10 protein-coding genes and 1 pseudogene are annotated in these 11,559 nt (G+C 60.7%); 2 read left to right on the top strand and 9 right to left on the bottom strand.

The genetic code is table 11. From position 1 onward, the window contains the following. From AB7849_RS16145 to AB7849_RS16180, 8 genes and pseudogenes are all read right to left on the bottom strand, one after another. Nucleotides 1–382 (bottom strand): annotated as a pseudogene (locus AB7849_RS16145) (transposase); the annotation flags it as partial. A 194-nt stretch (nucleotides 383–576) separates the two neighbouring features. Then, nucleotides 577–1,002 carry an integrase core domain-containing protein gene (locus AB7849_RS16150; RefSeq protein ID WP_008216266.1) on the bottom strand — a complete coding sequence of 142 codons (426 nt, stop codon included), beginning with the start codon at nucleotides 1,000–1,002 and terminating at the stop codon, nucleotides 577–579. Between the two features lie 310 nt (nucleotides 1,003–1,312). Further along, nucleotides 1,313–2,677: an ABC transporter ATP-binding protein gene (locus AB7849_RS16155; RefSeq protein WP_008216264.1), complete on the bottom strand. Its 1,365-nt coding sequence runs from the start codon at nucleotides 2,675–2,677 to the stop codon at nucleotides 1,313–1,315. Next, complete coding sequence (locus AB7849_RS16160) at nucleotides 2,667–3,518, bottom strand: ABC transporter permease (RefSeq protein WP_369501391.1); 852 nt, start codon at nucleotides 3,516–3,518, stop codon at nucleotides 2,667–2,669. Before AB7849_RS16160 ends, AB7849_RS16155 begins: the two co-directional genes overlap by 11 nt. A 371-nt stretch (nucleotides 3,519–3,889) precedes the next feature. Further along, nucleotides 3,890–4,360, bottom strand: coding sequence for a copper resistance protein NlpE (locus AB7849_RS16165; protein ID WP_369501392.1), 471 nt, complete (start codon nucleotides 4,358–4,360; stop codon nucleotides 3,890–3,892). 47 nt (nucleotides 4,361–4,407) lie between these two features. After that, nucleotides 4,408–5,769 carry a phosphomannomutase/phosphoglucomutase gene (locus tag AB7849_RS16170; protein WP_008216258.1) on the bottom strand — a complete coding sequence of 454 codons (1,362 nt, stop codon included), beginning with the start codon at nucleotides 5,767–5,769 and terminating at the stop codon, nucleotides 4,408–4,410. Nucleotides 5,770–5,789: 20 nt separating this feature from the next. Then, nucleotides 5,790–6,731, bottom strand: a complete 942-nt coding sequence (locus AB7849_RS16175; RefSeq protein ID WP_008216256.1) for an electron transfer flavoprotein subunit alpha/FixB family protein — start codon at nucleotides 6,729–6,731, stop codon at nucleotides 5,790–5,792. Between the two features lie 110 nt (nucleotides 6,732–6,841). Next, complete coding sequence (locus AB7849_RS16180) at nucleotides 6,842–7,603, bottom strand: electron transfer flavoprotein subunit beta/FixA family protein (RefSeq protein WP_008216254.1); 762 nt, start codon at nucleotides 7,601–7,603, stop codon at nucleotides 6,842–6,844. Nucleotides 7,604–7,956: 353 nt separating this feature from the next. On the opposite strand from AB7849_RS16180, the gene AB7849_RS16185 reads away from it, so the two are divergent. After that, the gene (locus AB7849_RS16185; RefSeq protein WP_037102290.1) at nucleotides 7,957–8,943 is read left to right on the top strand and encodes a glycosyltransferase family 2 protein; all 987 of its coding nucleotides are present in this window, start codon (nucleotides 7,957–7,959) and stop codon (nucleotides 8,941–8,943) included. Further along, nucleotides 8,936–9,853, top strand: a complete 918-nt coding sequence (locus AB7849_RS16190) for a glycosyltransferase family 2 protein (protein ID WP_037102289.1) — start codon at nucleotides 8,936–8,938, stop codon at nucleotides 9,851–9,853. The genes AB7849_RS16185 and AB7849_RS16190 overlap by 8 nt, the downstream gene beginning before the upstream one ends. Nucleotides 9,854–9,883: 30 nt before the next feature. Here the strand turns inward: AB7849_RS16190 and AB7849_RS16195 are convergent, their stop codons facing one another. After that, a complete protein-coding gene (locus AB7849_RS16195; protein ID WP_008216247.1) occupies nucleotides 9,884–11,494 on the bottom strand; it encodes an electron transfer flavoprotein-ubiquinone oxidoreductase in 1,611 nt (536 codons plus the stop codon). Nucleotides 11,495–11,559: the final 65 nt, after the last annotated feature.

Consider the following 11,559-nt stretch of genomic DNA (forward strand, 5'->3'; position numbering starts at 1 on the left):
TGTGCTCGAAGAAGCGCTGCGCGACCTGCTCATCGAACAACCGCTCGCGGTTGAACGAGAACGTGGAGTGATCCCACGCCGCGTCGTCGATGTTGAGTCCGACGAACTATCGGAACAGCAGGTTGTAGTTCATCTGCTCCATCAGCAGGCGCTCGCTGCGCACGCTGTAGACCACCTGCAACAGCGAGGCTCGCAGGATGCGTTCGGGCGGGATCGAAGGCCGTCCGCCTTCGGCGTAGCGTTCGTCCAGCAGCCCGTCCAGCTCACCGAGGATCACGTCCACCAGCACGCGCAGCTTGCGGATCGGATGATCGGTCGGCACGCGCTGTTCGACGGATACGTACGAAAACATACCAAGCTGCTGGACGTCGGGGCTGCGCATCAAAGTGGGCCTGGTGATTGATCGCGTCTATGACAGCCGGCGCCGCAGGGAGTTTCTCAACAGCCTGCTAGACCAACAAGGGAGTCCCTCGGCTCGGTGTTCAGACTGGGGCATGGTGGACACGTTTAGGGAAGCTTCCGGTCGCTGATGGAAGTGTGTTCGACAACGTCGATCCGGGCAAAGAGGGTGGTTGATTAGTAGACGTCGAAGAGGTGTTGGTCGGTGGTAGGGCGGATCTCTACCGGCTCGCTGACGAAGACCTTGCCGACACGGTAGGCCTGGCCGCTCCAGCGGAGCAGACCACCGTCGCCGATGCGGCGAACGTACCTGGGGTCGGGGTATTCCGGCGACGAAGGCTTCTCGCAGTACTCGCGAGGGCTGGCTTGGTAACGCGTGACGGGAACCGCCATGTTCAGCGCCTCGTATGGTCGGTCCTGATTGTAAACGTCGCGCCACGTGTCGAAGTCGCGCTGGGCATGTGCCAGATCGTCGTACGCCGTACCTTGCAGCAGCTCGATCTTCAGTGTCCGGTGGAAACGCTTGTCCTTACCCTGGGTCTGGGGATGGTACGGGCGGGAGTGGCTAACGCGGATTCCCTGCTTCATCAGCCACACATCCATGGTCGTGAAACCTCCACGGTTGGTGTCGCATCCGCAAGCCGCGAATCACGCGTGCTCGAAAGAGGCTGCCGGGCAGCGAAAAAAGGCACGAAAACACAGCGGCGCGTCTGCGCGACCGTCCGGCGCGTGCGTCTACGTCAACATTCCTGCGTGTTTACCGACCGCCACGGCTGATCGGCAAAGAGCTATCTGCATAGCGCCACACCGGGGCCGGGCTTGTCCAGCAAACGGTTCAGATCGCGGCTCGCTTCGCTCGCACGATCTAACCTTTCTCGTTAGCAAAATTACAGAAAGGCGATTGCCATATCTGCTATTTGCTTTCAATCACGAGTCGAACAGCCAGACTGGGCGCGCCGGCAATGCCGTGAACCACGTGATTGTTGACCACATTGATCACCATTACGTCGTGCAACCAGTGGTGTTGGATGTGATCCAGGCCGGGACCCTCTGCGAAGGCCACATCCAGTGTGTACTCTCCGCGGACAAGGTTCGGCATGCGCATGATGAACTCGGCTTCCATGTTGACGTTAGGCGGAACCGTGATGGCTTCGTCGCGTAGATAACTGTCTGTGCTTTCGGTCAGTACATGTTGACCCTTGCGGTCCTTTACCATGAATCCGATGGCTGGATAGATCATCGCCTTGCGCGTGTTTGCGCGAACCACCAAAGTAACCTGCTCCGCCGAGGTGAATTCGGTCAACCGTGCTCCATCAGTTCCGCGGAACCACACGTCGGTAATCAGTCCACCGTGTTCGCCAAAGCCTTCCGAGTCAGCGCGAAACGGTGAGACGAGGAAACGCGCAGCGGATACGTGTTTGGCCAAGAAGACCTGATGGCTGTCGTTGGCGTCATCTGTCTCGTGCGCGTTGTCCGGAAACGGTTCGTCGGATAATGGCGCCCGGCCGATGGCAGAGAGCACATTTCGTTCGGTGTACATTTCCCGTAGATAAATTGCAGAAATGGCCTTTGCACTGCCCACGTCGCACTGATAATGGCCGTCGATATCACGACGAAGCAGGATGGCCGAGGCGCACAGCGCGTTGACAGTGCCCATATCATGGCTGACAAAAAGCAGTGTGCCTCCACGCCGCTGGAATCCGTTGAGAAAACGCATGCACTTCTGCTGAAAATAGGCGTCTCCAACACTTAGCGCCTCGTCCACAACGAGGATATCCGCGTCGACATGTGCGATTACCGCGAAGGCGAGGCGCACAAACATGCCGCTGGAGTAGGTCTTGACGGGCTGTTCGATGAAATCGCCGATATCGGCAAACGCAGCGATTGCATCAAATCGCGAAGATACCTCGGCGGCGGTCAAGCCGTAGAGTGCTGCAGCGACATTCACGTTCTCTCGACCCGTGAATTCGGGATTGAAGCCCGCTCCCAGTTCCAGCAAGGCTGCGATTTTGCCGTTTACGGTTATGCTGCCGGTCGTGGGGTTGAGCGTGCCGCAGACCATCTGTAACAGTGTGGATTTTCCGGCGCCGTTGCGACCGATGATGCCGACCGTCTCACCGCGACGTATTTCGAATGAAACATTCTCGACCGCCCAGAACTCGCGGCCATAGCTTTTGCGGCCACGTTGCAGTATGCGAAGAAGGCGGTGGATTGGCTTGTCGAAAACATGGTAGCGCTTGCCGAGTTGCTCCGCGCGAATGGCAATGTCAGAGGACATCGGCGAACCCCTGGCGAACCTTCTGGAAGAAGGCGAATCCCAGGAAGAGCACTACCAGCGAGATGACGATGCTGATTGCGAATGGGACGACTTCGATGCCGTGTCCCCAGATTAGCACGTTGCGAACCTGTTTCACTATGGATGCCAGCGGGTTCAAGGCAAGCAGGACTCGGTATCTCTCCGGAATGGCTTCGATCGGAAAGAAAATGGGTGTCAGAAACATGAAGGCGGTGGTGATGATGGAGGTCATCTGTGGTAGGTCTCGCATGTAGACCCCCAGCGCCGCGAGGAACCACGAGAGTCCGGCGAGCAGGACGAACAGCGGCAGCAATGCGACAGGGATAAGTATGACGGTCCAGTGAGGAGGGCCGATCGCGATGCAGTAGAAAGCGAGCCAGACCGCAACGTTGATGACGAGGCTAAAAGATGCGGAAATTACGCCTACGACGGGCAGAATCTCCAGCGGAAAGATGACGCGTTTGACGTAATTCGAATTTGCCAGAATAAGTTCGGGCGAGCGGTTGAAAACTTCGGCGAACATGTTGAATACCAACAACCCCGAAAAAAGCACCAATGCAAATTCGGCTTTTGAGCCCGTACCGCCGGGCCAACGTCCCTTGAGTACCTCGCTGAACACGAATGTGTACACGGCAAGCATGAGTATCGGTTGAAGTACAGACCACGTAAAGCCGAGAAACGAGCCGCGATAGCGCACGGCGATGTCGCGCGCGGCCAGTGTCCTGATCATCCTGCGGTGTTTTGCGACGATACCGATCAGATGGAGCGGATTGCTTGGGAAAGATTGCATGTTGACGGCTACGTGTGATTCGGTGGTGGGCAAGCTGGAGATGACGTTACGTTTGGATGGCTATTCGGCGAATGGCCCGGAGTCTCGCGTGGCCAGTGGTTCAGCATGGGGCGTCGGGCGCGTACGATTTCTGAGTTCAGGGCTTCGCCTGAGCTGCCGATTGTTTCTGACAGTTGGCAAGGTTGAAAGCGAAGGGACATCAGGCCGGCCTCCGGCCACAAGTTGGCCGAACTGCGGTGAGAGTTGGTTGCTAACTGGCGGCAGCGTGCTTGCTATCCTCGACTCGCAAGCAGTCTTGTCGCAGTCTCCGCGCTGCATCGAAATTGGCGGTGTCATGCCGTTCGTCGTTCTGGCGCCGCCATTTTGAGGTGGCCCAGTGCAGCGCTGGGGCAACAGGACGTGACTCAGTTCGTGGCGGAACCAGTCACTCGCTTCAAATGGTATGCGGAATCGTTGGTATAGGGTTTGCCCTCGTCACCCAACTGCCTGATTTCGCCCTTGCTGAGCACCTCGAACAGGCGGTGATCCCAACCTTGTTCGCTGGGGACGAGCACGAAATGATGTCCGTCCTGAACCTTCCATTGACCATGGCTGGAAAGGAAGTTGTTGGTTGGGCGGCCGACGAAGGTTTCGTCAAGCTGGTATTTGCCGTCGGCATTTAATTGCAGTTTTGTTTGAATGCCCTGGCAATCACCACATGCAATGGTGCCAACGAATTCACCGGCGAAAGCCTGCGTGGTCAAGGCGTTGCTTGCCGGCGCCCTGCTGTCGGGTGTTTGTGCCGCGGCCGCGGCCGCGGTCTGGTTGCTTGGGGCAGAGCAGGCTGTGACGCTGAGGGCGAGAGCAGCGGATAGCACCATTGCGCCGGATTTCATTGGCATGTGTCCTGGATGATTCCGGGGTAGGAAACCATGGGCATGGGTTAGTTCCGGGATGCCCGGGTAGATAACAGAGACGTGATCTCGGTGAGCCTGCGGTTGACCGTTTCCAGAATTCCGCGCGACTCGATGTTCAGTCGTAGCAGCGGCTCGGTATTTGAGCTGCGCAGGTTGAAGCGCCAGTCGCCAAAGTCTGCGCTGGTGCCATCGGTGTAATCAAGTACAGGGTTGAGCCTGCTGTAGTGATCCATGACGCGCTTGATGGCGTCGTGCGCGTCGGCGACCTTGAAGTTGATCTCTCCGCTGCATGGAAAGGCTTGCATCCGGTCCTCGACCATTTCCGCCAGACTCATTCCCGTGGTTGAAATGAGGCTCGCTATCAAAAGCCATGGGATCATGCCCGAGTCGCAATACGCGAAATCGCGGAAGTAATGGTGCGCACTCATTTCACCGCCGTAGATGGCGTCTTCTGCGCGCATCCGCTCCTTGATGAAAGCGTGGCCGGTCTTGCTTTGCACAGGGGTGCCGCCAGCTTGCCTGACCATCTCGATGGTGTTCCAAATCAGCCGGGGGTCGTGGATTACCTTGCTCCCCTGGCTCCGGGCTAGAAGTGCCTTGGCCAGCAGGCCGACCAGATAGTAGCCCTCGATGAAGCGGCCGTTCGCGTCGAAGAAAAAACAGCGGTCGAAATCGCCGTCCCAGGCAATGCCAAGGTTCGCATTGTGCGTGCGCACTGCTTCCGCAGTGACACTGCGGTTCTCCGGCAGGAGCGGGTTGGGGATGCCGTTCGGAAAGTGTCCATCGGGTTCATGCTGGATGCGGACGAATTCGAAGGGCAGATGTGCTGAAAGTTCGTCGATTACCGTGCCGGCTCCGCCGTTGCCCGCATTGGTCACGATCCTGAGTGGCTTGAGGTTGTCGCGGTCGACATAGCTGAGCAGGTGCTGGATGTAGGCGGTTTTTGAGTAGGCTTGTCTGGAGCTCCCGGCTGAAGGGGCCTGCGTGTGCATGCCGTTAGCCACACTGTCGCGGATCGTGAGCAACCCGGTGTCGCCGCTGATCGGGCGTGATCCTTCACGAACAAGCTTGAGGCCGTTGTAGTCCATCGGGTTGTGGCTTGCGGTCACCATGATGCCGCCTGCGGCCTCCCGATGACTGGTCTGGAAGTAAACCTCCTCCGTACCGCAAGGTCCTATGTCGATGATATCGCGCCCGGCCGCATTGATGCCGTCTGCCAGTGCTTTTTGCAACGCGGGGCTGCTCAGGCGCACGTCGCGTCCAAGCACCACGGGTCCGGGTACTAGTAGTTGAGCTGTAGCGTTGCCGATGCGGCGGGCCAAGTCTTCGTTCAGCTCGTCGGGGACACGGCCACGAATGTCGTAAGCTTTGAAGCAATTGAGATTCATCGTGCTTCCGTGGCAGCCCGTCAGAGCGCTCGTTCCAGTTCCGGCAGGATCTTGAACAGATCCCCCACCAGCCCGAAGTCGGCCACCTCGAAGATCGGCGCCTCACCGTCCTTGTTGATCGCGACGATGGTGCCGGCGTCCTTGATGCCGGTGAGGTGCTGGATGGCGCCGGAGATGCCGATGGCCATGTACAGTTCTGGCGCGATGATTTTGCCGGTCTGGCCAACCTGCAGATCGCTGGGAACGTAACCGGCATCGACGGCGGCGCGCGAGGCACCGACGGCGGCGCCGATCTTGTCCGCGAACTTGAAGATGATGTCGAAGTTTTCCTTCGAGCCGACTCCGCGGCCGCCGGAAACCACCTTGCTGGCGCTCTGCAGGTCGGGGCGATCGCTGGCACCCTGCTTCAGCTCGACGAAGCGGGTGTGCGACGGCAGTGCCACGTCCAGTGCCAGTGCTTCGATCGGTGCGCTGTTGGCGCCGCTGGCTGCGGCCGGCCATGAAGCGGTGCGGATGGTGGCGACGACCACGTGCGACGGCTCGGCCTCGACGGTGATGATGGCGTTGCCGGCGTAGATCGGCCGCTTGAACGTGTGCGTGCCTTCCACGCTCATCACGTCGCTGAGCTGGGCTACGCCGAGCAGGGCGGCGGCGCGCGGAGCGACGTCCTTGCCGAAGGTGGTGGAGGGCACGAATACGTGGCTGTAGCCGTCTGCGGCTTTGGCGATCTGCGGTGCCAGCACGGCAGCGAGCGGATGGGCGTTCTCGGCGCGGGCGACAGTGAGCACCCGGCTCACGCCGTCGATCTTTGCCGCGTCGGCGGCGATTGCATCGACGTTGTCGGCCAGCACCAGCACATCAATGGCTTCCGGTTTGACGGCGGCGGCGGCGCTGACAGCACGCGCGGTGGAGGGGTTCAGCTTGCCGTCCAGATGTTCGGCGATGACGAGGATCTTGCTCATGGAGTTGCTCCGAAAGCTTTTTGTAGGAGCCGCACCCTGCGGGCGATGCTCTTGCGACGCGTCGGTTGGAAGTGTCGCCCACAGGGTGGGCTCCTACATGGATAGGGTGATTACAGCAGGCCTTTTTGCTTCAGCTCCGCGACCAGTTCGGCCGCGTCCTTCAACATCACACCCTTGCTGCGCTTGGGCGGAGCGGCATAGTGGGTGGTCTTCAGGTGGTCGCCGGAGTCGATACCGAGCGAGGCGAACTCGATGGTGTCGATCGGCTTGGACTTCGCCTTCATGATGTCCGGCAGTTTGATGAAGCGCGGCTCGTTGAGACGCAGGTCGGAAGTGATCACGGCGGGCAGTTCCACCTCGATGGTTTCCAGGCCGGCGTCCACTTCGCGCGTCACGGTGGCCTTGCCATTGCCGCCGTTATCGAGCGTGATCTCGACCTTGCTGGCGAAAGTGGCCTGCGGGCGATCCCACAGCGCGGCGAGCATCTGGCCGGTCTGGTTGGCGTCGTCGTCGATGGCCTGCTTGCCGAGGATCACCAGTCCGGGCTGTTCCTTCTCGACCAGCTTCTGGAACGTGCGCGCGGCGGTCAGCGGCTGCATGGCCTCGGTGGTCACCACGTGGATGGCGCGATTGGCCCCCATCGCCAGACCATTGCGCAGATGCGCAGTGAGATCGGCCGGGCCGATGCCGACCACCACCACTTCCTCGGCGACGCCTTTCTCGCGCAGGCGCAGTGCTTCTTCCAGCGCGATGTCATCGAACGGATTGGCGGAAAGCTTCACGCCGTCGGTCACCACGCCGGTGCCGTCGGGTTTGACCTGGATGCGCACGTTGTAATCCACGACGCGCTTGTAGCCGACCAGAATCTTCATCTGCGGTTCCTTCAAGTTGCCGAGCGCCCGAGGCGCAGAAATGAGACATTCTAACCTGATCGAACTATCAGTGCGGGTGCGTATGGACGACGACGGCGCGTGTAGCGACGTGCTAGTGCTGGCGTCTCGCCCGGTGGCCGGACGGGAAGTCCGAATGCTGCGTATGAGCCATGATTCAGTAATACCAGTGCCTGCATGCATATGAGCCGGGAGGACACAGCTCAGCAAGGTCGAGCGGGATTGTCGGCAGCAGGGCTGACCCTGGCTCGGCTATCCTAGGCATCAATGGCGGCCGTCTGTGCACTAGCAGACCTCCTCGACAATCGACAACATTGGGCCGGTCTTCACAGGGCATGACGAAAATCAGTGTTTCAGTTGCCTTGTGCACCTACAACGGGGCTGCTTATCTGTCCAAGCAACTGGACAGCTTGCTTGGGCAAACGCGCTTGCCCGACGAGATCGTAATTGGCGACGACGGTTCGACCGACGACACTCTGAACATGCTCGACGCGTTTGCGCGCAGGGCCATGGACACCGGAGTACAGATTCACTTGATCCGCCAGCCGGGTAACGTCGGTTACGTGCGCAATTTTTCGGATATGTTGCTGCGTGCGAAAGGCGATGTAGTTTTCCTGTGCGACCAGGACGACCGCTGGCGTGCCGACAAGCTGGCCTTGATGACGGAGCGCTTCGAGCGCGAGCCGGATCTTTGGTTGTTATGTAGTGATGCGCGACTGGTCGATGCGCGGGGTCGATTTATGGGCGTCACCCAATTCGATGCGTTGGAGCTCGATGCGGACGAAAGACGGCTGGTTCATGCTGGCCGTGCGTTCGACGTGCTGTTGCGTCGGAGCATGGTGACCGGTGCCACGACTGCGTTGCGGCGCATCGCGCTGGAGCCGTGCCTGCCGGTGGGGCAGGATTGGATCCATGATGAATGGCTGGCCATCATCATGGCGGCCATGGGGCGGTTGGATGTGGTCGAGCAGACGCTGATCGACTACCGGCAGCATGCGGGCAACCAGGTTGGCATGCGCAAGCGCACGCTTCGCGACAAATGGCGTGACCTGACATGTGCGCGGGGTAAACAATTTCGCACGGAGGTCGCGCGCATGCGGGTGCTTGAGCGGCATCTTGCGAGCCTTGGTGATCGTGTCCGTGGCGATGCTCTGGCCAAACTGGCGCAACGACGAAGGCATTTCGAGATACGCATGGCCATTGGCCGGCGCGCGCGTTGGCGTCGTTTGCCTCTGGTCTGGCGCGAAGCACGTAACGGAAGCTACGCCATGTTTGGTACGGGTCGGCGCTCGATGCTTCGGGACTTGCTGCGCCATGACTGAATCACGAGCTGTCGGCGTTTGCGCGATTGTGGTGGCGTATTACCCGGATGCAGTTGCATTGCGGCATTTGCTCACCGCGATTCGCCCCCAGGTTGACGCCGTGGTACTGGTGGACAACTCGCCAGTGCCGCGCGAAAACGATCAGTTGGATGATGGCGTGTACGCGATCAGGCTCGAGCGCAACGTGGGTCTTGCCGCAGCGCAAAACATCGGCATCCAGTGGGCACGGAGGCATGACCATGCCCACGTATTGTTGCTGGACCAGGACAGCATCCCTGGCGAAGGTATGGTGATGGCGTTGCTCGATGCGCTCGTTGGTCTCGCAGGAAGCGGCATGACGGGGGCAGTTGGGCCGCGGTTTCGTGATTTGCGCGAGGATCGCGATGCGCCGTTTGTGCGCATCGGTTTTCCGTTCAACCGAAAGCGGTGGTGTGAGCACCCGGGGCAGACTGTGACATGCGATTTCCTTATCAGCTCGGGTGCCTTGATCCCGATGGCCGTGCTTGATGCCGTGGGGGGAATGGATGAGGCATTGTTTATCGACAATGTGGATCTGGAATGGGGTTTTCGCGCTCGCGCGAAGGGATACGAGCTGCACGGGGTGTGCGCGGCGACGATGTACCACCGACTGGGCGACGCGCGACGTACCATGCCATTCGGGCTGGGGCACGTGGTCGTGCACGGTTCGGCGCGGCTTTACTACATGATGCGCAATCGCGTGTTGTTGTACCGCATGCCGCACACGCCGGCTGTGTGGATAGCCCAGGATCTACCGCGAATCGCCGCCAAACTGGTCCTGTTTGGCGTGATGGTGGGGCCCCGGCTACGCAACCTCCGCTACATGCTTCAAGGGCTATACGACGGCGTGCGTGGCCGGCGCGGCGCGTGTCCGATCAGGCCGCCGGCCTGACGCAGCACACGGTGCGCCCGTCGATTCGCTTCACAGGTTCTGGTAATTCGGCCCCGAGCCGCCTTCCGGTGTGACCCAGGTGATGATCTCGTACGGGTCCTTGATGTCGCAGGTTTTGCAGTGGACGCAGTTGGCGGCATTGATCTGCAGGCGCTTGCCGTGCGGGGCGCTGGTGTCGGCCACCATCTCGTAGACGTTGGCGGGGCAGAAGCGGGTGCAGGGGTTGTCGTATTCCTCGACGCACTTCGTTGCGCAGATGTCGGTGTCGGCCACGTGCAGGTGGATCGGCTGGTCTTCGTCGTGCTCGGTGGCGGCGAAGTAGACGCCGGCGAGACGGTCGCGCGGCGGCAATTCGCGCTGCACGTAGTCACGCTTTGGCTCTTCCTGCTGGCCAAGTTTGTGCAGCGAGGCCCAGTCGGGCTTGTTCTTCAGCGTCCACGGCGAGCGGCCGCCGGTAACGGTTTCCCAGGCGGCGTTCAGCATGCCGAACCACAAGCCTTTCTTGAAGGCAGGCTTGATGTTGCGCACCTTCTTCAGCTCGGCCATGGCGTCCGAGTTGCGCAGTTTTGCGTCGAAGCCGGCGGCGACAAGGCTGTTTGCGGCCAGGTGTTCGGCAGCGAGCATGCCCGAGCGGATGGCTTGGTGCGTGCCCTTCACCTTGGGCACGTTGAGCAGGCCGGCGGTATCGCCGATCAACAGCGCGCCGGGCATTTCGCATTTCGGTAGCGACTGGTAGCCGCCGGTGACGATGGCGCGCGCGCCCGCCGAGAGAATGCTGCCGCCTTCGAGCAGCGGCTTCATCATCGGATGGTTCTTCCACTGCTGGAAGGCTTCCCATGGCTGGTAGTTCGGGTCGGTGTAGTCGAGCCCGCTGACATAGCCCAGCGCCACGCGATCCTTGTCCAGGTGATACAGGAAGCTGCCGCCGTAGGTGTGGCTGTCGGCGGGCCAGCCGAAGCTGTGCACGATCTTGCCCGGGGTCACGCGTCCAGCCGGCAGCTGCCACAGTTCCTTGATGCCGATGGAATAACCCTGTGGATCGCTGTCGGCGTCGAGCTTGAAGCGCTTGATCAGCTGCTTGGTCAGGCTGCCCCGCGCACCTTCGGCCAGCACGGTGACCTTGGCCTTGATGTCGATGCCTTCGGTGTAGCCGGGCTTGTGCGTGCCGTCCTTCGCCACGCCCATGTCGCCGATGCGCACGCCGGCGACGGAGCCATCCTCGTTGTAGACGGTATCGGCGGCGGCGAAGCCGGGGAATACGTCCACGCCCAGCGCCTCGGCCTGCGGTGCCAGCCAGGCACACATCGCGCCCAGCGAGACGATGAAGTTGCCGTGGTTGCGCATCCCCGGCGGCACCATCATCTTGCGGCCGCTGGTCTTGTTGAGCAGCCAGAACTCATCCTCGCCGGCGGGTACGCAGATCGGCGGCGGATTATCGCGCCAGCCTGGCAGCAAGGCGTCCAGCGGCTGCGGCTCGATCACCGCGCCGGAGAGAATCTGTGCACCGATGGTCGAGGCTTTCTCGATCACGCAGACGCTGGTTTCGGGCTGCAACTGCTTGAGACGAATCGCGAACGACAGGCCGGCAGGGCCGGCGCCGACGACAACGACGTCGTATTCCATGGTTTCGCGTTCGCTCATGGCGGACTCCAGTTCGATAATGGCTGGCACGGGTGTTCCGTGCGTGGCAGTACGGATTTCAGACG

It is taken from the genome of Rhodanobacter sp. FW021-MT20, assembly GCF_041107475.1.
Taxonomy (GTDB): Bacteria; Pseudomonadota; Gammaproteobacteria; order Xanthomonadales; family Rhodanobacteraceae; genus Rhodanobacter_A; species Rhodanobacter_A glycinis.

Bases quoted from the DNA above. Each gene is read 5' to 3' on its own strand.
- AB7849_RS16150 (WP_008216266.1), bottom strand. From the start codon at position 1,002: ATGGATGTGTGGCTGATGAAGCAGGGAATCCGCGTTAGCCACTCCCGC.
- AB7849_RS16155 (WP_008216264.1), bottom strand. From the start codon at position 2,677: ATGTCCTCTGACATTGCCATTCGCGCGGAGCAACTCGGCAAGCGCTAC.
- AB7849_RS16165 (WP_369501392.1), bottom strand. From the start codon at position 4,360: ATGAAATCCGGCGCAATGGTGCTATCCGCTGCTCTCGCCCTCAGCGTC.
- AB7849_RS16170 (WP_008216258.1), bottom strand. From the start codon at position 5,769: ATGAATCTCAATTGCTTCAAAGCTTACGACATTCGTGGCCGTGTCCCC.
- AB7849_RS16175 (WP_008216256.1), bottom strand. From the start codon at position 6,731: ATGAGCAAGATCCTCGTCATCGCCGAACATCTGGACGGCAAGCTGAAC.
- AB7849_RS16180 (WP_008216254.1), bottom strand. From the start codon at position 7,603: ATGAAGATTCTGGTCGGCTACAAGCGCGTCGTGGATTACAACGTGCGC.
- AB7849_RS16185 (WP_037102290.1), top strand. From the start codon at position 7,957: ATGACGAAAATCAGTGTTTCAGTTGCCTTGTGCACCTACAACGGGGCT.
- AB7849_RS16190 (WP_037102289.1), top strand. From the start codon at position 8,936: ATGACTGAATCACGAGCTGTCGGCGTTTGCGCGATTGTGGTGGCGTAT.
- AB7849_RS16195 (WP_008216247.1), bottom strand. From the start codon at position 11,494: ATGAGCGAACGCGAAACCATGGAATACGACGTCGTTGTCGTCGGCGCC.